General features: G+C 56.4%; 24 protein-coding genes. 22 read left to right on the top strand and 2 right to left on the bottom strand.

Annotation, left to right across the window (positions count from 1 at the left end):
* Positions 1–5 precede the first annotated feature (5 nt).
* From BB347_RS17760 to BB347_RS17735, 6 genes are read left to right on the top strand one after another with little or no spacing between them, the layout of a single operon-like run.
* Entirely contained in the window at positions 6–1,517 is a 1,512-nt protein-coding gene (locus BB347_RS17760) for a S8 family peptidase (RefSeq protein ID WP_083687815.1), read from the top strand.
* Positions 1,518–1,522: 5 nt separating this feature from the next.
* On the top strand, positions 1,523–2,368 hold the full coding sequence (locus BB347_RS17755) for a hypothetical protein (RefSeq protein ID WP_076583956.1): 846 nt from the start codon (positions 1,523–1,525) through the stop codon (positions 2,366–2,368).
* A gap of 4 nt (positions 2,369–2,372) precedes the next feature.
* Positions 2,373–3,572 (top strand): hypothetical protein, encoded by a 1,200-nt coding sequence (locus BB347_RS17750; protein WP_076583954.1) that lies wholly within the window; start codon positions 2,373–2,375, stop codon positions 3,570–3,572.
* Entirely contained in the window at positions 3,573–4,889 is a 1,317-nt protein-coding gene (locus BB347_RS17745) for an FN3 domain-containing metallophosphoesterase family protein (RefSeq protein WP_076583952.1), read from the top strand. It abuts the gene before it with no gap.
* A 1-nt stretch (position 4,890) separates the two neighbouring features.
* Entirely contained in the window at positions 4,891–5,655 is a 765-nt protein-coding gene (locus BB347_RS17740; RefSeq protein ID WP_076583950.1) for a LamG-like jellyroll fold domain-containing protein, read from the top strand.
* 20 nt (positions 5,656–5,675) lie between these two features.
* Positions 5,676–6,416 carry a LamG-like jellyroll fold domain-containing protein gene (locus tag BB347_RS17735; RefSeq protein ID WP_076583949.1) on the top strand — a complete coding sequence of 247 codons (741 nt, stop codon included), beginning with the start codon at positions 5,676–5,678 and terminating at the stop codon, positions 6,414–6,416.
* A gap of 25 nt (positions 6,417–6,441) precedes the next feature.
* On the opposite strand, the gene BB347_RS17730 is transcribed toward BB347_RS17735, so the two are convergent.
* A complete protein-coding gene (locus tag BB347_RS17730) occupies positions 6,442–7,569 on the bottom strand; it encodes a glycosyltransferase family 4 protein (RefSeq protein WP_076583948.1) in 1,128 nt (375 codons plus the stop codon).
* Between the two features lie 182 nt (positions 7,570–7,751).
* Between BB347_RS17730 and BB347_RS17725 the strand changes: the two genes are divergently transcribed.
* From BB347_RS17725 to BB347_RS17640, 16 genes are all read left to right on the top strand, one after another.
* A complete protein-coding gene (locus tag BB347_RS17725) occupies positions 7,752–8,813 on the top strand; it encodes a hypothetical protein (protein WP_139327060.1) in 1,062 nt (353 codons plus the stop codon).
* A 120-nt stretch (positions 8,814–8,933) separates the two neighbouring features.
* On the top strand, positions 8,934–9,473 hold the full coding sequence (locus BB347_RS17720; protein WP_076583945.1) for a hypothetical protein: 540 nt from the start codon (positions 8,934–8,936) through the stop codon (positions 9,471–9,473).
* Positions 9,474–9,517: 44 nt separating this feature from the next.
* The gene (locus BB347_RS19700; protein ID WP_236996027.1) at positions 9,518–10,279 is read left to right on the top strand and encodes a hypothetical protein; all 762 of its coding nucleotides are present in this window, start codon (positions 9,518–9,520) and stop codon (positions 10,277–10,279) included.
* A 311-nt stretch (positions 10,280–10,590) separates the two neighbouring features.
* Positions 10,591–10,845, top strand: a complete 255-nt coding sequence (locus tag BB347_RS17705) for a hypothetical protein (protein ID WP_076583942.1) — start codon at positions 10,591–10,593, stop codon at positions 10,843–10,845.
* 178 nt (positions 10,846–11,023) lie between these two features.
* Positions 11,024–12,163 (top strand): hypothetical protein, encoded by a 1,140-nt coding sequence (locus BB347_RS17700; protein WP_211137181.1) that lies wholly within the window; start codon positions 11,024–11,026, stop codon positions 12,161–12,163.
* Complete coding sequence (locus tag BB347_RS17695; RefSeq protein ID WP_076583938.1) at positions 12,160–12,486, top strand: hypothetical protein; 327 nt, start codon at positions 12,160–12,162, stop codon at positions 12,484–12,486. The genes BB347_RS17700 and BB347_RS17695 overlap by 4 nt, the downstream gene beginning before the upstream one ends.
* On the top strand, positions 12,479–12,793 hold the full coding sequence (locus BB347_RS17690) for a hypothetical protein (RefSeq protein ID WP_139327059.1): 315 nt from the start codon (positions 12,479–12,481) through the stop codon (positions 12,791–12,793). The genes BB347_RS17695 and BB347_RS17690 overlap by 8 nt, the downstream gene beginning before the upstream one ends.
* A gap of 333 nt (positions 12,794–13,126) precedes the next feature.
* A complete protein-coding gene (locus tag BB347_RS17680) occupies positions 13,127–13,810 on the top strand; it encodes a hypothetical protein (RefSeq protein WP_076583933.1) in 684 nt (227 codons plus the stop codon).
* 49 nt (positions 13,811–13,859) lie between these two features.
* The gene (locus BB347_RS17675) at positions 13,860–14,858 is read left to right on the top strand and encodes a hypothetical protein (protein WP_076583930.1); all 999 of its coding nucleotides are present in this window, start codon (positions 13,860–13,862) and stop codon (positions 14,856–14,858) included.
* 18 nt (positions 14,859–14,876) lie between these two features.
* Positions 14,877–16,301 (top strand): hypothetical protein, encoded by a 1,425-nt coding sequence (locus BB347_RS17670; RefSeq protein ID WP_076583927.1) that lies wholly within the window; start codon positions 14,877–14,879, stop codon positions 16,299–16,301.
* 2 nt (positions 16,302–16,303) lie between these two features.
* Positions 16,304–18,313, top strand: a complete 2,010-nt coding sequence (locus BB347_RS17665) for a hypothetical protein (RefSeq protein WP_236996026.1) — start codon at positions 16,304–16,306, stop codon at positions 18,311–18,313.
* Positions 18,314–18,316: 3 nt separating this feature from the next.
* Positions 18,317–18,574 (top strand): hypothetical protein, encoded by a 258-nt coding sequence (locus tag BB347_RS17660; protein WP_076583924.1) that lies wholly within the window; start codon positions 18,317–18,319, stop codon positions 18,572–18,574.
* A 1-nt stretch (position 18,575) separates the two neighbouring features.
* Positions 18,576–18,920 (top strand): hypothetical protein, encoded by a 345-nt coding sequence (locus BB347_RS17655; protein WP_076583922.1) that lies wholly within the window; start codon positions 18,576–18,578, stop codon positions 18,918–18,920.
* Positions 18,910–21,366 (top strand): hypothetical protein, encoded by a 2,457-nt coding sequence (locus tag BB347_RS17650; protein ID WP_076583920.1) that lies wholly within the window; start codon positions 18,910–18,912, stop codon positions 21,364–21,366. Before BB347_RS17655 ends, BB347_RS17650 begins: the two co-directional genes overlap by 11 nt.
* Positions 21,367–21,466: 100 nt before the next feature.
* Positions 21,467–23,134 carry a hypothetical protein gene (locus BB347_RS17645; RefSeq protein ID WP_076583918.1) on the top strand — a complete coding sequence of 556 codons (1,668 nt, stop codon included), beginning with the start codon at positions 21,467–21,469 and terminating at the stop codon, positions 23,132–23,134.
* A 2-nt stretch (positions 23,135–23,136) separates the two neighbouring features.
* Entirely contained in the window at positions 23,137–24,102 is a 966-nt protein-coding gene (locus tag BB347_RS17640; RefSeq protein WP_076583916.1) for a minichromosome maintenance protein MCM, read from the top strand.
* Positions 24,103–24,509: 407 nt separating this feature from the next.
* Here BB347_RS17640 and BB347_RS17635 read toward each other — a convergent pair whose 3' ends face one another.
* Positions 24,510–26,078, bottom strand: a complete 1,569-nt coding sequence (locus BB347_RS17635) for a hypothetical protein (RefSeq protein WP_076584153.1) — start codon at positions 26,076–26,078, stop codon at positions 24,510–24,512.
* Positions 26,079–26,122 lie beyond the last annotated feature (44 nt).

Here is a 26,122-nt window from a genome sequence, read left to right as displayed (position 1 = left end):
ATTCGATGAAACAAACACGAAGACAATTACTGACGACCCTTGGAGCAACGGCAGCGGCCACGACCATTCCCTCGTTCGTGAACCTATCTGGGTGGACGTGGGGTGACAGCCAGACACTGACGACGGCAGCACTCGACGCCGATCTCGGGACCTTCGGCAGTGACGCCGATCCATCGTTCCTGATTCACTACGAGGATGATAGCCAATATCGCGACCTCGAGAGTTGGGTCAATAGCAATGGAGACATCAAACGCGACCTCGAGCACGTCAATCTGATGGTCATCTCGGCGTCGTGGGAGGACATCGGACTCCGTGAACGCGGCTACGGGGCTGTATCGATCAACCAGCTCTCGGGGGGCCTGCAAGCCAACGACTACGTCGACTACATTGACGGCAATTTCGAGGTTGATCTGCCGACGCCGATCGACGAACTCGACGCCGAAGACGAGTGGTCGTTCGATGCCGATATTAGTTGGCCCCAACGGGCGTCGTTGATGGCGTCAACTCTCGAATGGAGCCCGTCACCGTCAGGGATTGATGGGCTGGCGTTCGATGGTGATGCGCCTGAAACGGATCTGACCGACTCTCGAGAATTAGTCCGCGCGGACGACGACCTAATCGACGAGATTGACACCGGAGACCTCACCATTGCGGTGATCGACACAGGCGTCGATGACGGGTCGACGTTTGGCGACCGAATTCTCGAGGAGTCTACGGACTTCACGAGCAGCGATGATCCAACGGGCGTCGACGTTGTCGAAGACAGTGATGGTCACGGCACATGGGTCGCTGTGTGCATGGCTGGCGAAGATGGATTCCTTCCCGATGCGGATATCCTGGCACTGAAAGCACTCGATGATGGCGGCGGTGAGACGGGTGATATCGTCGCAGCGGTAGATAAGGCAATCGAGGAGGAAGTAGATGTCGCCTGCCTCTCGCTCGGCTCACCACTACCATCACCCGCGCTCGCGGAAGCCCTCGCGGACGCGTACGATGCAGGTGTACTGTGTGTCGTGGCTGTCGGGAACGATCGGTACGGTTCAGTGTTCACGAACGCCCCAGCGTCCTCAACTGACGGTTTCGGCGTCCAGGCGTGCAACGTGCCAGAGGACGGCGACCGCGCTGACACGCAACTTGCCTACTTCGGAAATATCGGTCCCGACCCACAGACTGGTGTCAATCCAGAACTTGCAGCGCCGGGGATGGCCATCACGGCCGACTTACCGGGCGGCGAGTCAACCCTCTCTGGGACCTCGATGAGCGCCCCACACGTCGCTGGCGGTGCCGGATTGGTTATCGCGAGCGAGGAGACGGATGTCGATGAGACGTGGGGTCGACTGACGAAGACAGGCTATCCGCTCGAACACGCAGGTGAGACGGAAGCCGAGTACGGTCTGCTCGACGTGCAGGCTGCAATCGATAACGAAGAACCAGACGAAGATCGGGAAGACGTTCGGTCTTCGGAAGCGCAAGTGCGTGACGAGTTCAACCGTCTCCTGTCGAACGTTCTCGGGTGAGTGCAATGCAGGACCAACTGACACGCCGCCAACTCCTCAAGACGGGGGGTGTGGCAGCAACCACGCCGGCCTTTTTCGGCCCGTTTGCCTCGGATGACGATGAGCAACGCGATAATTCACTCGAGTACGACGGTGACTATCCCGTTCCACCCGATCATATTACGGTTCGGGACGACTTAGACGATCTTCGCGAGTACCAGCCGGCGTTTTCGTACGAGCACATGACGATCGCGGAGCGTCAAGAGGCACAAGCAAAAGCTCGAGGGCTGTACGGCTGGATCGCAGAAAGCGACGAACACGATGTGACGGCGTACTACTACTGGTTTCGCCATCAGACGCAGCATTCGGCCTTCGCATACGTCGGACTAGACTGGGGACCAGACGAACACTACCTGGATCACGAACCGACGATTGTGTTCGTTCGCGATGACGACGACACTGTCGACACGATCGTGACGACAGGCGGCCACCATTACGGCCTGTGGATCGACGGGGAGTGGGGGCCGATGAGCGAGCACTACGTCTCCGATCGAGAGACGCATGTCAACCTCATGGTGATCCGCCCGTGGAATCACTACATGGAAGCGCCGACCACAAACGGCGAATTCATCGAGGACTTCCGCGGATCGTTCGGCTCGTTCCGCGAAATCCGCACAGACTGGTACGACGAAGGTCGGTTTAAGACAACGAACCACCGAGCGATTGAAGACCCATTCGTGTTCTGGGATGAAGACCGCCATCACTGGTGGGATGACGGAACATGTGATGCATGGGCGGCGCGAAACATCTGGATTCGCCTTGGCCTAAGTGAAGGAACGTCACGAGCACGACTCCGATTCGAGGAAAGGTAAAATCATGGCTACAGCAAACAACACCACACGAGCAGAGGCACCGTTACAGGCAGATCGGCGCGACGTTCTCAAAGCAACGGCTGGCGCGATATCACTGGTGATCGTTGGCCGATCTGCAACACAACCAGTTGGAGCAACTGAAAACAACTCAGAAACAGCTACGCTGTCAGTTGAGGCAGATATCCCCGACGACACAGCAATCCAGATCACGGTTTACGAGTACGAATCCGACGATGACGATGATCTACTCGCGAGTGACACGGTTACACTCGAGGATGGCGACGATGAATACGACCTGGCGGGACTGGACGGCTCTGACGAGTCTTACTATGATTTCGAGATCGAGCTCGGATCAGATGACGGCGACAAGTCGCCAGAACTGTTCGAACCACTAACGCTCGAGATACCAGAGCAGCCACTCGACCCCGATGACTTCGAGCAGGTCACGCATTCCGCAGACGACTGGACTGAGGTGCCGGACGACGCGGAGGTGATGTACGACGAATATCGCCTCAGAAAGTACCAACCACGGGTGTCGATGAGTTCGGACCTTCGCAGCGACACCGATGGTATGTACGCGGTGTTAGCAGAGTCAGAGGACGAAGAGACGTTCGTCTGTTGTTACTGGCTGGATCTGCCGAGTGCCGAAACCGCTGTCGTTGATTTCAACTCTCAAATTGGTTCTCACAAGCCGATTTACGTCTTCGTCGACGCGGAGACGGAAGAGGTCGAAGAGATCGTCTACTCTGGCTATCAGTATCTGGCAGCGGACACACAGCCGGACGAGGACGACCTCGAGCAGGCGCGAGCTGATGAACCAACACATGCAACCTTCGAGGTGATCGATCCGTACAACCACCTCGTATACGACGAGGACGGTGGTGGTGCGTTCCTCGAGTTGCACGACATCGATGACGAACGCGAGACTTGGGAACAACATCAGTGGCTCGACGTCGCCGACCCACTGGCAGTTGACGATCCGTGGCAGATGGCAGATCGAGAGAGTTGGTTCCACGATGGGCTGACATCGTTCACATCGATGCAAGCAAACATGGCACGCCGACTCGGTTGGGCTGGTGGAAGTGATGCGGACGAACTTCGGGCCGGTAGTGCGGACGGATTCTTCTCGTTCGATTTCGACTTTAGCTGGCCTTGGTCTGGAGATGAAGATAGCGGTGACGAGAACAACGAGAGTGATTCATAAATGGAAGAAGAAGATGTTCACCCATACGCACTGCTTCCAGAAGACCCAACAACAGAAGCGATTATCTCATGGATCGATCAACGGAGCGATGATGATCGACACGATGAGCAAACTTTAGAGTACGGTACTGGTCCGGATAACCTCGAGCATACTGCTGAATCGGATGGTGAAGAGTTTGCAGAAAACTCTGATATCCTCCGTTTCGAAGTTTCTCTCGATGACCTCGAATCGGACACAGAGTACCATGCGCAGATCGTTTGTGACAGTGGTGAAACCGTCGATGGAATCAGCTTCAGAACGCTCCCTGACGATCTGAGTGATGCCGATGATGGGTTAAATATCATTGTCACCTCCGACATCCACATCGACAAAGAGATGGAGGATGATGAGGCAATGCAGGACCTTGCTGACCAAGACCCAGATATGCTCCTGATCGCTGGCGATGTCGTATCAAACGGGTATGAAGAATCTGATGAGATAGAGGATTACTGGCTCGACTTCTGGGATAACTACATGGAACACATCAACGAGGATTTTCTCGTTCCCATGATGATGGTTCCCGGAAACCACGAGGTCGGTAACGGGAGTGGATGGGACGGATCTGGAAGTGTCGAACCGGACGCTGGCTACTTCCAGTTTTTCTTCACCAACACTGTTGATCTCGATCCAACTGGAGAAAATTACGCTGAAGTGACGATCAGTGACTATCTCCAAGTTATCGGTCTTGACACACACTCAGCGGAGATCGACGACACTGCAGCGTGGCTTGAGGACAACATCAATACAGATGTCGACATGGTCCTTCCGTTCCACCATTGCCCAATATTGGCTGGCGGATCGAGATCGTCAAGTGACGATGACCTCGAAGAAAATCTTCGAGAGGCGTGGGCTCCAATCTACGCAGATGCTGGCAATGTGTATGCAAGCTTCAGTGGCCATATCCACGTCCGGAAGCGGACTAAACGATGGACTGTAGTTGATGAAGAACCGGATGACGGTGATTACACAGAGTTGGATGACGGATATATCGTAGAAGATGAGAATGGGATCGTTGAATTCGGCGATGGAATGCGTTCAAACCGGTCGGTAAATGACGACTGGTACCTCGAAACGAGCGACGATGATGAAGAACAATTCTATTCGTTGACCATTGAACAAGATCTCGATGTCGTCGAACTCGAAGTGGATGAGCACTACGCGTATGATGGAGATACTTACAACTCTGAAATATTCCGGACTGATGACGATATGGTTGATATGGAAGACGAATATTCCAATTACGGTTTCGTGCGAACTGGACGTTTGGAGGTGAGCTAACATGAACGAAATAGAACTGGACGAGTCAGTTTGGAACGACTCGGAGACAGTAGAAGACGTTGAAATTAGTGACCAGAAACTGGCACTCAAAGAGCCCGAAGAGCCAGACGATTTCGATGACGTAATCCACCATTGGGAATTCGGTGATGGCGAAGGAAATACTGCAACAAATTCCACGGGGGATGATGATGCAGAGCTGGAGGGGGTCGAGTGGGTTAGCGGTGATTGGGTTGGTGGCTATGCACTCGAGAACTCTGGCAACGACTACGTTAATCTCGGAGCCCAAGATGTTGGTTCGGCCTTAGATGACGAATTCACACTCGCCTTTACAGTCGAATCGAGCGATAGCAGCAATCGCCTTTTGGGCGTTTCGGACTCAAGCAGACATGATCTGTTAGTTGAGGCAAGTGGTGATCTCCGTTTCATGATGGAAGATAGCGGTTCGAGCCGCCTTCGCATTGAAACTAGTGACCACCCTTTTGATGGCGACCCACACCGCTGTGTTTTTGTTAAAGATGGAAACTCAGCGGACGATATGTCGATTTATATTGACGGTGAAGAGGTTAGTACCAGCATCGATTCCGACGAGAACTTCGGATCTCCAGTCGAATGGGACGAAGACCTCTATCTTTTTGCGGAGAATGAAGGCGGTGCTAACGACCATTGGGAGGGCATAATTGACAATTTGATCATTGCCGACTCTGCACCTAATAGCGAAGAGATTGAGTCTGATTATGCTGATCAACCATGGTCGGATTCGGATTAAACGAATTGAGGTGAATTAAAATGGTTAACATAGAAGTTTCTGGATCTGATCTCGAGGATGGCGAACCGATTGATAACCTCGAGATAGAAGGAGGAGTAGTCAAACTCGAAGAAGCCTATCCTTCGATCCTTGAAAACGCTGATCACCACTGGAAGTTTGATGAAGGAAGTGGTGATACAGTTGAAGATTCGATATCAGGATACGATGGTGAAATATCTGGAGCTAGCTGGGAAGAAGACGATGGCTTAGGTGATGCGTACTTAGCGTTCGACGGCTCTTCAGACCGTGTTGAATTACCTGACGACACGCTTTCAGATGTTTCAACATGGACTAAGATAGCCTGGATTCGGACAACAAGTTCCTCTGGTAGCCAAAGAGTACATGGCAAACGGAACGGTGATTCCCGTCCAGCATATCAAGTAGGTGCTGAAAATGGTGATATGTACGGTCGGGTAAGCGGACCAGACGATACACGTGCTGAAATAGAAACTTCGCAATCGATCGATGATGGGGAATGGTATATGCACACATGGGTCACTGGCGAAGAAGAGGTTCATTTATATTTAAATGATGAATTACTTGATTCTGGATCTCATGGCGGCGATCTTGAACAGATAGACCAAGAGACATGGATCGGCGGAGAGGCGCGAAACGATCGGATGTGGGACGGTGATATTGATAACGCAATATACATAGAATCGGCTGCAACAGAAGAGGAAATCGAAGAGGTTTACGAATATATGGCTGAAAATTATAGCTGATGTCGACCCAGAATGGATGCTGAATCTAATGCTTAGATTCGATTTTCTCAGGTAGCTGATCCCACGTGTGATTCTCGAGAACGTAGTCACGACCTCGCTCACCCATTGCTTCCCGTTGCGAGTCATCCATCGAGACAAACGAATCGATACATAATGCGATCTCGTCAGGATCAATTTCACTGACTGTTAAGCCGGCGTCGACCTCATCAACGAATTCAAATCTGAATTCCGAGGCAAGCACGGGACGGGAGCAGGCCAAATACTCGTAACACTTGATCGGATCTGATGGGCGATCGGGGTCAGCAACTCCATATAACACGTCGCACGCATTGATGTATTTTGAAACCTCGTTGTGTGGGACAAACCCAGTGAACGTAACGTCCTCGAGGGCAAGGTCATCGGCTAACTGCTTAAGATCCTCTTGTTGTGGGCCATCACCGACAATGACCAGAGAAATGCGGTCTGAATATTCAGATCGAGACGCAGCTTCAAACAACTCTTTCAGTCGGTGGCGACGGCGAATACTACCGACGAAGCCGATGACTATGTTCTCATCTGGGACTCCGAGATCGGTCATACCTCGTGCTGCGCCTTTCGATATAGGTTCAAACAATGTGGGATCAACTGCATTATTGAACACTTGAACAGGCGCGTCGGAACGCACAGATCGGACTTCCTCTTCGATTTTCTCGTAAGCACAGTAGATCCCAGATGACATTCGAACATTCAATGAGAAAACCGTCCAGAGTAATCGCGGGAATTTCAGCCGTGTGTACGCCCGCCCACGGATTAACAATACGTGGGGGACACGGTGACGCTTCGCGACCAGTGGTGGAATGACTAACGTGGCCGACTGACGGGATACGATATAGTCTGGATTGTGTTTTGAAAGGAGTGGCCGAACCGTCCGGAATAATGACCACTGCGTCTTCATTCGATCGATCGGCGTTCCATCCCCGCTCGTAAAATGGGCGACTTCACTGACATGCTCCGTAACCTCAGACGGTAGTTGGCTATCTGGGTTCGGACAAATCAGTGTGAGATCAATACCATCATTCCTCGCGAACGCCGCAGCGATCTCCTTTGTTGCGATATTGTTGCCCGAAGTCCCCGAGAGATCAGATGTTGTGATAAAAAAGACATTCTGTACCATAGTCAGATACGGACAGGGACGTACCAAGAGTTTTTCCCACCCAATTGAGGCTCATTCATGATACCAATCCAATCGATCAGACGAATTCACTACCAGTCAGGAGGCGTCCCGCCACCTTACGGCTGACAGTCCGCCTCAGCTAGCACCGCTCACCGACCAACCTTCCTTCAACCAACACTACAATGACAACGACATTCAACCGCGTAGCAACGCTGTTCATGGTTTTTGCGATGATCACGGCAGGATCACTCGCGATGGCCGGCGGCGCTGCAGCAGAGGTTACAGACGACGGCGACTTCGAGTTCGACGGCGACGATCTCGCCGAGGACTTCGAGGCCGGCGACGATAACGAGACGGTCGTCTACGAGACGGACGCTGACAGTGACTCCGTCGAAGACTTCGACGACATCACACTCGAGATTGACTACGAGAACACCACGCTGGTCGAGTACGACCACACTGACGCCGATGTCGACGGCGACGATGACGAAGAGACGCCACTCGAACTCGAGTTCACCGTCGAACACGAAGACCTCGAAACCCTTCCCGGTGATGCAGGCGAGGAGACCGAGGTTGACGCCACGGTCACGGAAGCCGAAATCGGCGAAGATGAAGTCACCGACGAAGACACGCTGACCTACGAGTTTGCTGACTCACACGCCGCGATGACGATCTTCGACGCTGACGATGATGACGATATCGTCTCGCTCGAGGAAGACGATGATGACGGCATGTTCAGCTTCAGTATGCCGTTCACCGCGAGTGACCTGGACAACACCGCGGATATCGACGACGATATCGGCGTGAACGGCACCGAGACGGATGTTCACGTCCACTCGGACGATAGCGACGTGACGGACACGTTCGATGACTCTGTCGAAGACAAAGACGAGGGCGACCGTGTCCCACACCTGATGACGACGACCGTCGATGACCGATCGATCGTCGTCTTCAACGAAGAGCCTGGTGAGTTCATCGGCGGGGACGAAGCAGACGAAGATGAGGACACCTACGCTGTCTACAACGGTGATGGGCACCTCGAGATTAACCTTGGCGAAGATCGCTTCGACGAGGACGATGACGAAGTGTCGGTCAACAGCGTCTCCGGTGTCGAGGTCACCAACGACCTGCTGACGAACGATCTCGACTACGGCTCATTCGAGGCGTGGGGGCTGACGGCTGATTCGTTCACTGGCACGCTGAGTGACGGCTGGGCCTCGCTCACCGACACATTGCCGTTCTAACCCGCGAATCGCTCACTGACCACTAACACCCACAATTTTGTCCGCGAGACCGTGGCTCGGCACTGGCAGATCCCCTTCCGTCAGTTCTTGGGTTCGAATCCCGACGCGGGCGCTTTAATTATGGCAACAACCACACCGCCAGACAGTGACAACGATGCAGAGACGGTAACCGAGGAGCGACCGGAACACGAGCGCGACCAGCAAGGACGTGAACAAGACACTGGTGCAGACCTCGTCACTCCCCAGCGACGTTCCCAGCCTGGAACAGACACAACAGTCGAAGCGTCCACAACGAACGCCGATAACTCCCTCTGGGATGGCCTTCGAACGGTGACTGAAGCGTGTCTCGAGACCGCACTCTGGCCGTCGACGCTCGAAATTCGGTCGCCGTGCATACCAGACGGCGACTGGATGGCTGTCGATGACTACCCACATCGAAAGACGTGGTCACGAACGAGGCCGGAGTACGACGAACGCGTCCAACTCGTGATCGATGGCCTCACCGGTGGCTGGACGCTCCTCCATCAAACGGGCGCTGGCCGTCAACGGACGATCGAGACGGGGCTCAGCCCCACCGAGGCCTATCGCGAAGCCGAACAGGTCATGGCGGACCTCGAATCCGTGCCACTACACTCTCGAACCGGCCGTGCAGCCGTCTAATTGCTCAGAAAAGCGCTCGATTTTCAGTACACCTCACACTCACCATGTCCACGAAGACACATCCACACGCGGAGACGAACACAGAGACCGACCACACCGTTGGACCAGGACCATCCAGACGCCGTGTTCTCAAGGCCGCCGGTGTAACACTGACAGCACCGACGATGGCGGGCCTCTCGACGACGACAGCAGCGGCAGACAACGCAGACGAACCCGATGAACCGAAAGGCATCCTCGCGGATGGCATCGGCGTCGAGGGCGGCGACAACACCGCGTTCTTGAACGGGCTGTTCGCGTCGACGATCCAGTTCGGCCGATCGGAGGAAGCCGAAAAACTCGCCGAAGATATCCGCAACGAGTTCGAGGCGAACACAGACGCCTGGATCTCCTACGGCAACTGGTTGATCGACGAGTTCGACGACGTCCAGCCAGCCGGCACCGTTACCGTCCAGGTCGATATCCTCCAGACGAAGCGATTGGACGATGACGATCGAGTCGAGACCGTTCTCGAGGCGGAGTTCGACGAGAACCAACACGAGTACACGGACCTCTCGTGGACCGTCGACGAGCCAGACGACCCGGATTACACAATCGCAATCCGCAATTCGGCGGCACTGAACGCGTCGGATGACCTCCTCGAGTACCGGCGGTCGTATATCGACGAGTCTGGAGACGCAGACAATCACGAGCTTCCCGACGAGGAGTACGTCTCGACGCTGGCTGGCAAGTACGCACCGGGGCTGATCTTCGGCGAGGAAGAACACAGCGTGCTCGAACTGCTCGTCGGCGATATCACGGGGGAGTGACCCTCGAGTGATCGATGATGATCGGACGAGATGAGCGGAAACGCGACCGGAGCGGCAAGTTTTCGAAATACGACAGTGACAAACAGGCTGATCGAGGCCATCGGGCGCACGAAAATTGGATTCAAACCCAGTTCCGACGACTTCGATGGCGTCTCGGCGGGCTCATACCGGGCCGTAGCCGGTCCAAACGCGGCCCGCGAAAGTAACTCGAGGCAGACACCGACTGAACCCCACATTATGACTATGAAACCCAGATACGCACAGCGACGGCGACCAACAGTACCGACCACTCACATTCGAGGCGAAATCCGATGAGCGTGATCGAGCGCCTGTTCGACTCGATCGACAATCTGGTCGATTCGACGGGCGATGCAACGGCGACAGTTACCGAGTCCAAACTCGATGCCGTCCTCAAGGGCTTCGTTGCCCTCGTCGGGGCAATCATGCTCTTGATTTTCTTCGCCGTCGACGCCACGCTGACGATCATCCTCGTAGGCCTCTTGATCGTCGCAATCTGGCTGTTCGGCCTCGGCGACTCGAGCAACGACTCAGGGCCACGGACCTAACAAAATCATGTCGAGGAAAAAAGGAAACAACGGGCCGAGAGGCCGTGGCACACGGACTGACATAGCGAATGCGCTTCGGAGAGGCGAGCGCACACTGTTCGTCCTTGGATCGCAACTGCTCTTACTGGGGCTATTCATCGTGTTCACGGCCGTCTCGGCGACGAGAAACGCACCGATCATGGCAGCGCTGGGCGGCATCGGTGTCTTCCTCCTCGCTCGCGTGCTGTTCCCACTCGATCGTCTCAACGCCTTTTTCGAGTGGGTGGCCTGCGGCGAGGCGGGGAAATGGCTGCACAACCGCTATCTCCGAGTTATGCCCGGTCGGTCACCGAACGATCGAGGGCGTGGACAGGCGAACATACGCACGCTCATCACGCTCGCGCTCGTGATCTTGCTCGTCTCGAGTCTCGTCGTTGCTGGCTTCGGAGCCGGTGTCGTGGCCGGCGAGGATAGCGATAACGACAGTGACAGCAATGTCGCGGCAGTCACGCACGACGATTACCTGGACGACGAGGCACTCTACGAGGAGTTCAACGACACCTCGAGCGTCGAACTCGAGGATCGAAACGTCAAAACATCGATCGAGGAGACTGACGCGTTCGTTCGCGTCGAAGGCGAGAATCCAAACTCCTACCCAGTCGAGGTCTCCATGCACGTCCATCCTGATATCATCCCACCGGCCGAAGTGGGTGAGGTGTCGGATACCGACGACGAAGTCACATCGGATTGGCAGAATACCCACGATTTCGAGCGTGACGAGTCCTATACGGAGATCACGTACGAGATGGAGGCTGAATCCGAAGTGACGTTCGCACCGAATCGCGTCCGTGTTTTAGGCATCTCGTGGAAGGACAGTGCCACGGACACGGATAGTGGCCTACTTGATCGAATCCCAAACCCACTCTCGAACGATGAACTCGAGGACCGTGAGTATCGGATGAACTCGAGCGATGGGTCGATACAAACCGTGCCACTCGAGAACAACGAGGGTGACGAGTCGATCGACGACTGGCACGCTGTCTACCGAACTGGCCCGGATGATGACTGGAAACCCATCTCGACGGATAGCGACGACCCAGCCTTCTATCGGACGACCGATGGCGGCGAGGCCGTCCAGTTCCACTTCGACACGAGCAACTACGATGAGGGCGAGGTCGAAATCGAATTCACGGCCGAGCCGAACCTCATCGACAAATTCCAACAGGACTTCCGGTCGTTCACTGCCGGTTGGTCGGATATGATCAACCTCGATATCCTCTCCGTGACGCCTGCGACAGCGAGTGATGGACCACCACTCGAACCCGAGGTGATGCCATGAATCTCGTACAAGGCGTCGTCGGCGTCCTCATCGTCTTGTTCCTGTTCGCGAATCTGTTGCATCCAGGCGGCTGGATCATCACGACCGTGATCGTCATCGGGCTGATCGTCGCCTATGCAGCCCTCGAGTTCATGCCAGAGTACCTGCTCGTGACGAATCAGGGCAAGAACGCACGGAAGGACAAGCGCCGACAGCGTCGTGCGTCGGGGCTAAACCCCTTCTCGCGAACGTCGAGTAGTGACGAGGCACGACAGACCCAGTCACAACAAAGCACTGGCGAATCCTCGAGTTCTGGTTCGGGCTCAGGGGGCAACGATGAGTGAAATTGCCATCGTCGGCGTGACAGTCCTCGCTGCTCTCGGACTCGGCTGGCTGTTGAGTTTCAAGTTTCACGATGGCTCACGGACGGTCGAGAGCATCGCCCGTATCCCGTTCAATATCGCGTGGATAGCGGTCGGCGTCTTCACCATTCTCGGTGGCTACTACCGAACCGGGATCGCGATCGTCGCGCTGTGGAGTTACTTTTTCTTCTCGAATGCTCGCCGAGTCCGTAACGGCGACCTCGAGATGAATCCAGGCGGCTGGCGTCACCGAGTCGCCAACTGGAATCCGTACGACCGCTCAAACTGACCAGTTCGCTTTCGCGAGCGGTTATAACTCCCACTTAGCAAATGACATGACTCATTCCAGACAGTGGACGACGGGCTCCGTAACGACAAACAAAGACTCGCTGCAGTTGTACTTCAACGTCCTATTCAGCCGCTCGCCGAAGAATCCGCTTCGGGGCGTCGACGAGTATGCCGCGGTTTGTGATGCCGGTGTGATCGTTATTTTCCCGGTCGGAGAGATTCCAGAGTTTCCACTCGAGGTCGATCCACCGCTAGATCACGAACTGCGAGACAATTCGACTGCAGACTCACACGAGAGACACTGAACCCAGAACCCCAGATCCAAACCAACACTATGAGTACGTACATCAACAGACAGCGCAAGCAGAGCACATCGGCAGACGAGCCAGAGACAGATCGAACGGAACTATCCGAAGTTCGACAGCGCCTGTTCAACGTTTACGAATACGTCCGCGACGAAGACGCCGAACTCTACACCGAGATCGACCAGTGGCTTCGCGAATCGGTCGATGTCCCGGCTGGAAGCGTCGGCGAAGCCGTCAAATCCCGGCTGCGAGAGATCAAACGCGGCAACAAAATGCGCGACCACCGGGGCGTGGATGACCCAACCGATGCCTTTCACGATGACTGTGAGGGCTGTCCGAACTACGGTGTCGCGTGCCCGATGGTCAAAGGCTATCGCGGAACGCAAACGATCAAGCGTATCCTCGAGACGGCTCGCACGGACGAACAGGTCGTCGAGCAGTTATCGGACCTCGCAATCGAAGAGGACTGCCACATCGTCCTCGACGAACTCAACGAATACGAGGACTCACACGCGAATTTCCTGAAAACGGGCTACGAACTGAATGCTCGAGCGAATCGCGTCGTCTCTGGGCCGGTCAGTCCCACTGGAGCAGACGCCGAGGGCGTCGAAGCCGAGTTTTCCGAATCGGACTCATTACCACCAGATGCAGAAGAGACGGTTGAATCGACGATCGAGGCCGTGCTGAGCGACGAGGAGGACGAAGACGAATGATCGGCTCTCGAGCACACCCCTTGGCACTCAACATCGACGGTGAGACTGCATGGTAGACCTGCAATCGGCGGCGATCGGCGGCGTTGTCTTCCTCGTACTCCTTTTCGGGCTCTATTTCGTCGTCATGAAGACCACGTCACTGGGCGATGACGAACGCGATAGCGAGGATACCGAGGAACGCCTCGAGATGACCAACAGAGAGCGCCACAGACGCGTTGGCTTCCGACATCGGGTGACGAGACAGACACCGATGACGCAGGCGTTCATGGGCGCGATTCTCGTCTTCCTCGTCTACCTGGGTATTGCGTCCTACCAGATTGCAGCCACTGGCCGACCGACCGAAGCCGCCTACGCAGGCTACCTCGAGCAAGCGGTGTTCGGCATGGTCTGTGTGGGTGGCGGCGTCTGGTTCAAGGCCAAACAGGACCGCAAAGCCGGCGAACTCCAGATCATGAAAGAGCAAGACGAGGGTAACTCTCGTCAAACGATCACATTCGACCGTCGGCTGACTCGAGAAACTGGCGATGGGGCACGAATCGTCGCGGAACTCAAGGGCCGACAGGTGTTCGGACTGTTCTGGCGACCTCGATTAATCGCGGACGACCCAAAGCGACGGGATTCTGATTACCGGCTACCGGACGATATCGTGACCTACGAGGTTCCAAACGATGATTCGGCAGTCTGGGATGAAGTCACTGGCGAGGTGACGATCCGCGCAAAGAAGGTCGACGAAGTCAACAACCCCAATCGACCGGTGGACTACGAGATTGTCCCCTCGGAGCGCAAGAGTAAATCCGAGATACAGGATCTCAAGAACGACGTCAACGAACTCGAGGAAGAACTCAAAGGCGAAAAGATCACGAACGCAATCCTCTCGGAGAATCTAAGCGAGGTCGAGGAGATCCTGACGAACGAGGAATACAACGCCCTCAAGCGAGTGACGGAATCTCGAGAGGCGCTGCGACAGGACGAACCGCGTCATCAGTATCGCGACGATCGAGACGACAGCGACCGTCGTGGCCGACCACGAGCCGCGTCTAGCGACTAACTTAATCCAACCAATCCAATGAGCAAACCGACACCACACCGAGTAGCGACGCGATTGTTCACCCTGTTCCTCTGTCTGTTGCTCGTCGGGACCGTCCTTGCTGCAACACCAGTGGCCGCAGACGGGCCGTCCCTCGAGACGGACTCTCTGTCACAATCGCCGTCAGTGGCGATGTTGATGCAGACTGACGATCCAGACGACAACGAGACGAGCGACAGTGAGAACGAGTCAGACGATACCGAAACGAACGAAAGCGAGGACTCAGACGCGCCAACACAGGCTGAGAGCGTCCGAATCGACGCCGAAACCTACGATGAGGACTTCCTTGACGTCGAGACTGAGGCCTCGGACGAAGTGTACAACACGTCAGGGCCGTTCGCGACGTTCAGCGTCTCCGAGCCCGTTGACACCGTTCGAATCGATCAATCACAGGCTGATGCCGAAGTGATCGGTGACGGCCACATGATCCGTGTCGAGTACGACGACGATGCCGCAGGCGAGGACGCTTCGCTCTACAGTGCCGAACTGTTCTTCGAAGACGGCTCGGACCATACGATCGACCTCTTCGCCTCAGATACCGACGTATCCGTTGAGGCGGCGGAGTACGAAGCGTATAGCAATTTCATCGATTACACGGTTGAACAGGCCGAGGCCGAAGGCTACGAGGAATCACCCGAGGGCGCTATCGACTACGTTCAGGACACGGAAGAGCGAGCAGAGTTGTTCGACTCGCTGTTCACCGAACACGTCCTGATGTTCCTTACGTTGCTTTTCACCGCGGCACAGAACTTCGTGACGTGGGTCGTCGCCCTCACGATCATCGCCGGCATTGCCTACTACTTCGAGCGCAAGCATGGCTGGATTCTCCGCCTGCAACAGCGCGTCGAATCGCGTGGCGAGATCATGCGTGAAGTGATTCGACAGGATTACGAGAAACGCCGGAATGCAGCGGCGAAACACTCACTCCAGAACGTCGACGAAATCGGGACGAACGCCGCCCGATACTGGCGCGAAGTCGATATTGAAACGGTCGACAACATGGTCCAGGCCGTCTGCAAAGGCATCGTTAAAACGAACCGAGACGGCGAGATCGAGTACGACGATGACGGCAACGTGGTCTTTGCCCATCACGGCGTGGACGACCTGAAAGAGATCGACCCGCTCACCGTCGAGCAGTTGCGAAGCGAGACGTGGCTCTCACCACTGATTCTCGAGGGCCGACTGGCCCCAACGACGGCCCTCTCAAACATCGAATCCGCTCTGTTGGTAGCCGAGAAAGAGTACAACCGCGGCAACGAAGTTCGTGAAGCCCGCCGGACGATCGAAGAGTTGAACGCCAGACTCTCCGGGAAACGGCAGTACGAACACGCTGAAACGTCGTCAAACGCAGCCCGCCCAGAACAGCGTTCAGGGCCAACCGGACACGCCGCTGGAGGTGACTAACCATGCGATCACGATTCTCCATCCTCGATCGAGCAGATCCAGAGACGACAACCGACGGCTCGGCGTCGTTGCTCACCCGACTCTCGAACCGCCTCTTCGGCGATCCACGGAAGGCACCGCGACGCCTCGCAACGCTCGTCGTGTTCGTTCTCTTCGGCATCATTGCACTGGGCTTTTGGCTCATCCTCAACGCTCGAGTCGATACCTCGGGCTCGTCCGAACCGGTCATGGGGCCACTGCTCCAGGTGCTCACCAGCGTCTGGACGATCCCAGTCCTTGCAGCGTGGTTCACCCGACGCTGGGTGTTCTTCAAACGCGGGCGCTACGCTCGCATTTCAGCGAGCGTGACTGGCTGGACCGAGGAGACGATCAAACATCTTCGCGAAGAGGTGCAGACGACCGATGGCTGTACGCGCGTCATCTCTTCAACCGAGGACACGCAAGCCGAGATTGCAGACCGAATCGATGCGGCACTCGAGGGCGACTACGATGATGACACGGTCGATTTCTGGGAGGAAGTCTGCCACGCCGATGACTTCGATCTTGGCCACGACGATTTCGTCGACGACGCCGACGAAGAGACCGACCGCCTGTTCGAACTAACTGAACGTCACGGTACTCTCGTCGACGAGTACGGCCGCAAAACAGATCGGATTGACGCGCTCCTCGATGACGCACTCGAGGGGGAGATCGACCCCGCGAAGATTCTCGACGCGGACAGTGACGCGGCGTCGATGGTCGATCTGATGGACGACGACTCGCAAGCGGCAGTGAACGAAGCCGAGGCCTTACTCGAGGAGTGCAAGCAAATCGAGCAGGAACTCGACGCAATTCGTGCCGAACTTGACGAGCTTGCGGGCTCGCCAGACGACCGTTGTACCGATGCAGCGACGCTTCGCGAGAACGTCCAGACGGGATATCGTGCGGCCATCGATCTCTCTGACGCCGTCCACGAGGTGATGGCTGACCCCAAATTCGAGTTCGACTACAGCTCCGACCAACACGAATCTGACCCTGCAAACACACGCGAAGACCGGGAAATCCCATGGCGAGTGCGCTTCCACGAGGAGATCAAGCACCTGTATCTGGACCTCCAGAGTGGGTTCCGAACGGGCGATGCAGCGCTCAAGTTCGGCGTGCCAGCAGGCATCACGTTCGTCCTGCAGGTGTTCGCCGTCGGACTCTGGACACACCCACTGGTCTACCTGCTGTTCATGGCGACGAGTTCTATTATCGGACTGAGTTGGTTCTGGTTCGTCAAGCGCCGCCGTCAACGCCGCCTCAAGAGCTATCGGGCTGATACCAGTCGCTCACACTGGGTTGACTGTGCAGGTCAGTTCAAGCGCGTCGAGACGGCTGACGTGACTGCTTACATTGGATTCATCGCCGGCCGTCGCTACGCGTCGTACAATCGCGACGAGTTCGTTCGCAAAACCTCGAGAACGATGTTCCAACATGTCTCCGATGAGTGTGTCGCACCGTCCGACCTGGAGCACTACGCCCGTGCGCTGGCGCAAATGAAGCCGAATCTGCAGGGCTACCGAGACAACATCCTCGAGCCCGAAATTGAGCGCGACCTCGAAGAGACCGTTCGGGGCTCCGAGGACGACTTAATTGCGAAAGCGGAACTCGCGTGGTCGGTGATCGAGCAGCCAACGTCGTCTCGAATCGAGAAACGCCTCGGGAACGACCCCGAGATTGTTCGCGAGGAATACCGCTATCTTGTCGAGGAAGCCCACGTTCTCGACGAGCGCGACGTCGAGTTCGTCGACGCGTCGGGCGAGGTTCAAAAGATCACGCTCGTCTTCCCCGCGGACAAGAACCGACTGCCCGATATGTCGGAGCGTCACTCGCAGTTCTCTGATCGATTCTCTGATCGGAAGGGCGACCCAGTGTACGAACTCCCCGAGGTTGACCCTCGAGACAGTCTGACCGGGTTCGTGCCGACAGAGCGTGCTGCAGCATTGTTCGACGGTGCTGATCCAGCGGAAGTCGCAGAGGGAGGTGCGTGATCGATGGTCGATCACAACACAACCGCTGAGGAAGACACAAAGACAGGACCGGCCGACGAACGCTGGTCGCTGGGTGACGTGGCGCTGACGGGGCTCCTGTTCGGAATGGGGGCCGCCTTAACGCCGGTTGTTGCGTATATCGAGGGCGGGGTCACAGGCGCAATCCTCGTGTTGGCCCCGCTAACGGTCGTCTTCGCCTACGAATCTGGGATTGTTCCACAGTTGAAGTGGGAGATTTCGAGGCGGATTCGAGGTGAATAGCATGTTCAGAAGCCGACTCGAGCGGTTCAAGACCGCGTGTGAGTCCTCGGACGCATACGTGTCGTATTGGCTGTTCGGCGCTGTGTCAGTCCTGCTGATCGTTGCCGCTGTGAGTAACGCCGTCGGTGGCTGGCGACTACACGGGGATCTCGGCTGGTATTTCTGGATACCTACGATCACTCCGCTTCGGTTTCCCCCGCTCCGGTATCAACTTACGACGGCAGCGGCACAGACCGTCGCTCTCGGGTTGTTCACACTCTGGGCCACGCCGTCTAAGCACCGCACCGAACTGCTCGCCGAAGGCGTTCACCCTGATTTGAGAGGTGACCAAGACGATGTCAACTGACGACGATAAGAAAACACAGACCGAACTCGCTCGCTACGACGCGATCCAGGCCAGTGACTCGACGAATATCGAGACCGCACTCGGCAACCTCCAGAAGAAAGGCCTCGAGAAAAGCAAGCGCCGGTCGCAAGCCCAACACGAAGCGCTCATCCGGAATCTGCTCACCGAAGCGCGTCGAGCACTCGCTGGCGAAGGCGACTATCACGCCGATGATCTACTGTTGGCACTACACTGGCTCATCAAACGGGACTCGAGTCTTCCAGAGGTGTTGAACCCCGACTACGACGATCTCGAGAACCAGGCCAAATCGAGATTCCATAGTCATGACCGTATCCGATCACGCGGCGGGTCACCCCCGAGCGCAGAGAAAGAACTCGAGACGCTAACGAAGATTTCGAAGCAACTGGGCTACCTCAATTCGATCGTCGACACGAGTCGGTATGCACCAGTCCGCTTCGCCCCGATCGACGAACCCGGTGCTCGGACCACTGTTGAGGAACCAACGCCTGTAGGCCGGCTCCGTATCGCGAAGGACTCGGCTGTCGATCTCGAGGATCGCGTTGTCGAAATTCCACACCAGTCGTGTGACCATATCGGGGCTATCGCCCTTCCCCGCCGCGGGAAGGACTCGACGCTTGTCTCCCTCGGGAAGAATTTGCAGAGTGAGCACGGCTACTCCTACATTTCGATCATGGACGACGGTCGGATGGAAACGCCGATGATCGGCATTCCGAACGACGAGAAAGTGATTCAGGATAATCTCGAGCGGATGGGCCAAGGCCCCGATGCAATGCCGGCGGACGTGTTCGTTCCGTCGATGGGCGAGGTTCCAGACCTGCTCCCCTCGAATTTCGAGTTGTTCACGATCGGCATCGACACCCTCACGCCCCATCTTATCCTGCGACTGGCCGGCGTCACTAAGTCCGACGAGACCGTCGAAGCCCGAATCAAGAAGGCGCTCGACGAAACGCTTGTGAACAGCGGATCGGTCTCTGAGTTAGTATCGCGGCTACAGGTTTATGCCCGTGAGATGGAAGCGACGATCGAGTGGACCGAAATCGAGGAAAAACGGGCTGGTGAATCGGCGACGACCACCTACACGGCTCATTACCAAATGGACGCCGAAAGCGCTCTCGAAAAGGCAGCCCAGCGCGTCGCCCAACTCGCCGCAGAAGGCCTGATCACGTCGCCATCGGCGGCGACGAACATCGATATGAACGAGATCATCGCCGATCAGGACCGGGCGGCGGTGCTCTGCTGTAACTTTCTGGGCTCCGGACTCGAGCCGTTGAAGTACGTCATCATGGACTTGTGGCTGCGATTGATCTACAAGGCGCGAGACGAGAATCCCCGGTTACCTCGCGTTTGTATAGAGATCCGTGAATTGAAGAACATCGCACCGTCAAAAATGGCCGACGTACGGTACAAATCGGATATCAAAACGCTGCGTCAGACCATCTTTTTCTTGACGACGCAGGGTGGCTCGAGGCGGATTCTCTTACTCGGCAGTACGCAGAAATGGAACGACGTGTACAAGCCGGTCAGATCGAACATCGCCATCAAGTTCTTGCTCCAACTCGGCGAGGACGAAATCGACACACTGGACAAGACCCACCATTTCTCGTGGGAACAGCAACGACAGCTCTCCGAGTTCGATATCGGCTGGGGGATGATCATCTCCGAGGGGAAACCCGACTACCCCGTCGAACTCCGTGGCGCACCCTGTGGACTCGGTCTCGGTGACCGTCACTGGCGTGACCGCTACGGAGTCGCGTGGGGTGCACGCGTTCGCGAGCACGATACCGATTCGTGGCGTGGCGACGAAGACCTCGAGTGGTGGGTCAACGTCGTCGACTGTCGCGTGCACGACTTCGACACTGACGGCACGCCGGAGATCGGCCAGTGGTTCCTCTTACCCGAGGATCTAGAAGACGTCGACGTATCGATCGGCGACGGTGCGCCGGTTCCGGGCCGATTCATGGAGACGCCGGCCGACGAGCGCCGCGAGTGGGTTGACGCGGCACTCGAGGAGCGTCGAGAACACGAGATACCGAACGACCTACTCTTGCAGCCCAGTGGCCACCAGAACAAGCAACGCAGTGTCTCGCTGTCTGTCGACGATGTGGAGTCGAATATCGGCGATATTGCGGAAGATTACAACGTTCCCGAACCGCTGCACTCGTGGCTCGAGGCCAAAGACCAAAAGCGCGAGAAACTGCTCGAAGCGCTCGAAGTGCTTACCGAACACGATGACTTGACGACGATCAGCGACGTAGCCGACCATCTCTCCTACAGTGGGTCGACGCTGCGGAACTACTGGTCGGCAGACGACGGTCTTGGCGAGTGCTGGTCGAAGAAAGGGAAACGGTACATCCCGACGCCGATCGGCAAGCAAGCGGCGTCACTCGACTGGGACGATATCGAGGACGAACTCGAGAAATTGTAGGCAAATGTCCAGCAGATTGCTTAGAAGCGGGAAGCCACCGCCAGAACCAGATCCGTCAGTAAAATCGTCTTACAATCACACCACAACCTAACCCAATCAAATGAAATCAAACAGTAGCAACTCCGAGGCAGACGTACAAGCCGAGAATAACGATCACCTCAATTCCGTAGTAGATATGATGAGGTTCGAACCCGTTCATATGGGTTCAATAGAAACGGCGTATAAGTCCACAGCACCAGAATCGCCGACACCCATCGGTCGTAAACCAGTCTCGAACGACTACGTTGTCGGCGACGATGTTGGGATCACAATTCCACACGAACACTGCAGCCACATCCTCGCAACAGGGCTTCCCCAGCGCGGAAAAGATTCGTTCCTGGCGTCGGTCGGCAAGAACCTGAAAGACGAGCACGGGTATAGCTACGTCTCGGTTCACGACGATGGTCGAATGGAGACGCCACTGCTGGCCACACCAAGCGATGATCCGTCAGTCAAAGAATCGCTTGAGAAATTCGAACAGACACCAGAAGGAATGCCGACAAAGGTGTTTGTTCCAGCAACCAACGATCTCCCTGATCATCTCCCATCGAATTTCACCCAATTCACGATCGGGGTTGATACACTCACGCCCCAACTAATCCTCCGCATTGCAGGTGTCACAGGGACGAATAGCCTGGTTGAAAATCGAGTCAAGAAAGCACTCGATGAAACGCTGTCGAATGGTGGCCCCATCTCGGATCTGGTCTCCCGGCTACAGGAGTCTGCTACGGAGATGGAACTGACCATCGAACAGAGTGAAATAGAGGAAGATCGGGAGCACAACGATTCGACAGCCACATACGCTGTTTCCCACGAGATAGATGCTGAATCCGCGCTTGAGATAGCCGCCGATCGAATCGCCCAACTCGCTTCGGACGACGTACTCGCGTCGCCAACAGCGTCGACGAACATCGATATGGAAACGGTCATCGAGAATCGAGAGCAGGGGGCAGCCCTTTGCTGTAGTTTCCTCCGCGAAGACCAAGCGGGGCTGAAATACACGCTCATGGATCTGTGGCTGCGCCTCATCTACAGGGCACGCGACGAAAACCCTCGCCTCCCGAGGGTGTGTCTCGAGGCACGTGGACTCGAGGAGCTTGCACCAGCACAGCTACAACACACTCAGTACCCCGACCGAGTTAAGAGCCTCAGAAAAGCAGTACAACAGATTGCGGTACAGGGCGGTTCGCGCCGGATTTTGCTACTTGGGAGTGCTAATTCACTGTCCAGAGTACATCACCCGGTTCGGTCGAATATGCCGACACAATTCGTCGTACAAGCCAGCCGTGAAACGATCGATGCACTTGACAGAACCCACCAGCTATCGAGTGCACAAAAAGAGGCGCTGGAAACGTTCGAAACGGGGGTCGGGATGCTGATCGCAGATGGGTGCCTGCAGTGGCCGATAGAGTTCCGTCCCGCACCCTGCGGTGTTGGATCTGCCGATAAACACTGGCGCGACCGATACGGGCGGGCATGGGGCGCTCGTGTGCGACGTGATCCGACGGATGCACTCGAGGCGGACTGGTGGGTATCGCTACCGGACGCGACTGTTCACGACGACGGTGCGCCCGAAGTCGGGGACTGGTATCTGTGTTCACAGGATTTCCCGGCTGAAATCGAATCGATGGATGTGAATTGCGAGCACGTTGATGCCGCTCTCGAGAATCGGCGGCCAGACGGTGTTCAAACGGATCTGTCGCTCATACCGACGACCGAACGGGAGTAATCATGCCGATAACCTACACCGAAGACAACATCGAAGAGACGTATCACACGCTCGTCCGCGACGAATTCGAAGGAATCGTTCGCGAGGTGAACAGCCACTATCCCGCGAAGCGGTCGGTCAGACTCGATTGGGAGGAGATCAACGACTACGACACGACAGTCGCCGACACGCTCCTCTCGAGTCCACAAGTCGCCCGTGGGAAGATCACCGGTGCACTCACAGCGTGGGACACCGTCGACATGCCCGAATCGATCGTTCGCGTGCACAACATCCCCGAAGAGTACCATTTCCGCGTTGGGAAGCAACGAACTGCCCATCTCGGCGGCCTCGTGACGATCGAAGGCCAGATCGTCGAGATGGAGGGCGTAAAGCCATTCGCTCGAGAGGCTGCATTATCTTGCCATCAGTGCGGGACGGTCAACTACGTCCCACAATCCTACGGGAAAATGCTCGAACCCGCAGAGTGCATGGGCTGTGAGAGATCGTCGGGGCCGTTTCTGTTCAAACGCGAGCGCTCGGACCTGATTGACTACCGGAAAATCGTTTTGCAGCGAGCAGAGACAAATCTCGACGACGACCCGCCAATACTCATCGTCTATCTTACGCAAGACCTCGTCGACCGCGTCGGACCGGGAGATCACGTCTCTCTCGTCGGCTACTACGATACCGGTCGGATTCAAAAGCAATCGATCCTCGAGACCTATCTCGAAACGTGGGATATCGAGTCTCACCAGGAAGGCGTATTGGCCGATCAACTCTCACCGGACGAACTCGGTGAGCGAATCTACGAAGAGGTTGAGGAACTGCAAAACGATGACCCGTCGTCGTTCGGAGCCGATCGAGAGACTGTTCTCGACCGCCTGGAAGCCGATGGGATTCGACGACAGGAAGCCGACTCCCAACTCGAGGCGATGCTCGAGGAAAACGAAATCAGCAAGGTCGGCGGGGACAACCTAATGACGACCTAACGTTGTCCGGACAAGACGGTTTTGTCCACTCCTAACTGGACACCGTCTCGAGTGTTGTCCAACGCGTCGGAAATCGGAGTGGACAAACACCTCGGTTCTCGAGACAGCCGAAAACAGCCGATTCACCGGCAATTCTGATTGCACAAACCTCGCTGTCCAGTTGTCCGCGGACACGCGCTCCTGTACGCGGGTACAACGTATCGTCCTCGCGGCTAGGTAATAGTCCGAGCAGTCAGACCGACGCCGTGGTGTCCGGTGGAGTGTCTGGACATGTCCATCGGGGAGTACCATCACGAAGAGCCACGACAGACGGTGAGTACAGAAACCTATTCCAGATAGAGATCACAGATACGCGCGTCAGATACAGTATCCAGATACTGGATATGGATACAGACGTGCCCGACCGATTACTCGCCTTCTTTGTGTCGCTGCACTCGAGCAACGTTCTCTGGGTACGCTCGATCACTGTCGAACAGTGGGTCGTCGGGAAACATCCCCTCGCCCTCGGGGACCGTGACGGTCGGCCACTCGGTATGCTCGAGCGTCGTCTCGACGGCGTCGCGCCACTCGGCATAGAATCCATCGCGAGTACGCTGTCGCAGGTCTGTCACCACGGGTTCGATCTCCTCGAGTCGGGAGTTCCACGCCCCAATCCAGGCTTCGAGGTCGTCAACGTGCTCGGGAAACCCGGCTTCGTCGACGTGCTCGCGGATCACTGCCCGAAGCTCCGCACGCCACTCTCGAAGCGCGAGTTCGTTCTTGTCCTCGAGTCCAGGGTCTCGGTATGGTTCGACGGCGTCACGAACGATCTGCTTGTACAGTGCGGGGATTTGCTCGAGTGTATTCAGTTCACATGCCCCCGCTCCTTTGCGTTCTTCCCACTCACTGACGAGCGTGTCGTAGGCCTTCCCGCCCGTACCAGTGTACTCACTCTCGCTGATCGGCTTTCGCGGAAGGCCGAACCTCTCGACCTGATCTTGTGTGACAGCGACCTGTTCGATACAGACGCGTTGGGTGAGATCACCGCGTTCATCCAACCAAGCTACCTTACCCGCCATCGCACTGGCCATGCCGTCACCAATCACATCGAAATCAGACAGATAAAGGACGACAGCCGGCTTTCCGGCTGCTTCGACGCGCTGGACGAACTCACTCGCAATCGTGAGCGACAGGTCGCCCTCGCCCTCGACGATGACGTTCACGCCTAACTCGCGAGCGAGTGCGTGAATGTAATCGGGAAGGCCTTTCTCACACCAGATTTCGACGTGGAACGGTGCCTGCGAGGTCGCGTCAAATTCGATCTGCTCGATCGCCTCGTCAATCACCTGGTCGGCGAGATAGTCCGCGAACTCATCGGGCTCGTCGAACTCGAGTTCCGCACACGCACCCTCACGTGGCAATGACGGCAGTGAGACGCCCGTCGGCGTCGATAAATCGGATACGTCAGCCTGTGCTCGGTGATCACCGTATTTCGTGACGAGGAGTTGACTGTGCTTGTTGTCGTGGATTCCATCCAACGGGATATAGCCCAGAATCCGAGCGAGCGTGGCCGCTTCCTCGAGATAGTCATAGCACTTGTCCGTGTTCGCGTATTCGTCCCACGAACAGTTCGTCGGCGGTCGAACCGGCCCCTCGAGTTGCTCGAGTTCGTCTGGGTCGTACGCGACGGGGAGTTGATCGATGTTCAGGGTCGTTCCTTCGTCGGTCGACATGACGATATAGTAGTGGACCCCGCGGACGTGGATGCTCTGCTGGTCACGCCCAGCGACGGCCTGTTCCCAGAGATCGGCAAACCACTCGGCTTTCGCGTGGTCGCCGTTGGTCCCCTTGAACATCGGGTCGCGCCGCCGACTCTGGATCAACAGGTCGTCGACGTCCACGCCGTACTCTCGAGCCTGCTGTTTGATCTGCTCGCGTAAGGACGGACGGGACGCCTCGGTGTCCTCTGTGTCCGACCGTCCACTGTCCCCGGTCATACTCGAGTCGAGACGCGAAACGACCAAAAGGCGACCGTACGCCA

The organism is Natronorubrum daqingense, assembly GCF_001971705.1.
Lineage (GTDB): Archaea > Halobacteriota > Halobacteria > Halobacteriales > Natrialbaceae > Natronorubrum > Natronorubrum daqingense.
Note: the sequence above shows the minus strand (reverse complement) of the source record. Positions and strands in the feature narration are given on the sequence as shown.

Coding starts and splice junctions, on each gene's coding strand:
- BB347_RS19700 (WP_236996027.1), top strand. CDS start 9,518: ATGTCCACGAAGACACATCCACACGCGGAGACGAACACAGAGACCGAC.
- BB347_RS17695 (WP_076583938.1), top strand. CDS start 12,160: ATGAATCTCGTACAAGGCGTCGTCGGCGTCCTCATCGTCTTGTTCCTG.
- BB347_RS17660 (WP_076583924.1), top strand. CDS start 18,317: ATGGTCGATCACAACACAACCGCTGAGGAAGACACAAAGACAGGACCG.
- BB347_RS17655 (WP_076583922.1), top strand. CDS start 18,576: ATGTTCAGAAGCCGACTCGAGCGGTTCAAGACCGCGTGTGAGTCCTCG.
- BB347_RS17750 (WP_076583954.1), top strand. CDS start 2,373: ATGGCTACAGCAAACAACACCACACGAGCAGAGGCACCGTTACAGGCA.
- BB347_RS17635 (WP_076584153.1), bottom strand. CDS start 26,078: ATGACCGGGGACAGTGGACGGTCGGACACAGAGGACACCGAGGCGTCC.
- BB347_RS17740 (WP_076583950.1), top strand. CDS start 4,891: ATGAACGAAATAGAACTGGACGAGTCAGTTTGGAACGACTCGGAGACA.
- BB347_RS17680 (WP_076583933.1), top strand. CDS start 13,127: ATGAGTACGTACATCAACAGACAGCGCAAGCAGAGCACATCGGCAGAC.
- BB347_RS17650 (WP_076583920.1), top strand. CDS start 18,910: ATGTCAACTGACGACGATAAGAAAACACAGACCGAACTCGCTCGCTAC.
- BB347_RS17705 (WP_076583942.1), top strand. CDS start 10,591: ATGAGCGTGATCGAGCGCCTGTTCGACTCGATCGACAATCTGGTCGAT.
- BB347_RS17645 (WP_076583918.1), top strand. CDS start 21,467: ATGAAATCAAACAGTAGCAACTCCGAGGCAGACGTACAAGCCGAGAAT.
- BB347_RS17760 (WP_083687815.1), top strand. CDS start 6: ATGAAACAAACACGAAGACAATTACTGACGACCCTTGGAGCAACGGCA.
- BB347_RS17720 (WP_076583945.1), top strand. CDS start 8,934: ATGGCAACAACCACACCGCCAGACAGTGACAACGATGCAGAGACGGTA.
- BB347_RS17725 (WP_139327060.1), top strand. CDS start 7,752: ATGACAACGACATTCAACCGCGTAGCAACGCTGTTCATGGTTTTTGCG.
- BB347_RS17745 (WP_076583952.1), top strand. CDS start 3,573: ATGGAAGAAGAAGATGTTCACCCATACGCACTGCTTCCAGAAGACCCA.
- BB347_RS17675 (WP_076583930.1), top strand. CDS start 13,860: ATGGTAGACCTGCAATCGGCGGCGATCGGCGGCGTTGTCTTCCTCGTA.
- BB347_RS17665 (WP_236996026.1), top strand. CDS start 16,304: ATGCGATCACGATTCTCCATCCTCGATCGAGCAGATCCAGAGACGACA.
- BB347_RS17640 (WP_076583916.1), top strand. CDS start 23,137: ATGCCGATAACCTACACCGAAGACAACATCGAAGAGACGTATCACACG.
- BB347_RS17755 (WP_076583956.1), top strand. CDS start 1,523: ATGCAGGACCAACTGACACGCCGCCAACTCCTCAAGACGGGGGGTGTG.
- BB347_RS17735 (WP_076583949.1), top strand. CDS start 5,676: ATGGTTAACATAGAAGTTTCTGGATCTGATCTCGAGGATGGCGAACCG.
- BB347_RS17700 (WP_211137181.1), top strand. CDS start 11,024: ATGGCAGCGCTGGGCGGCATCGGTGTCTTCCTCCTCGCTCGCGTGCTG.
- BB347_RS17730 (WP_076583948.1), bottom strand. CDS start 7,569: ATGGTACAGAATGTCTTTTTTATCACAACATCTGATCTCTCGGGGACT.
- BB347_RS17670 (WP_076583927.1), top strand. CDS start 14,877: ATGAGCAAACCGACACCACACCGAGTAGCGACGCGATTGTTCACCCTG.
- BB347_RS17690 (WP_139327059.1), top strand. CDS start 12,479: ATGAGTGAAATTGCCATCGTCGGCGTGACAGTCCTCGCTGCTCTCGGA.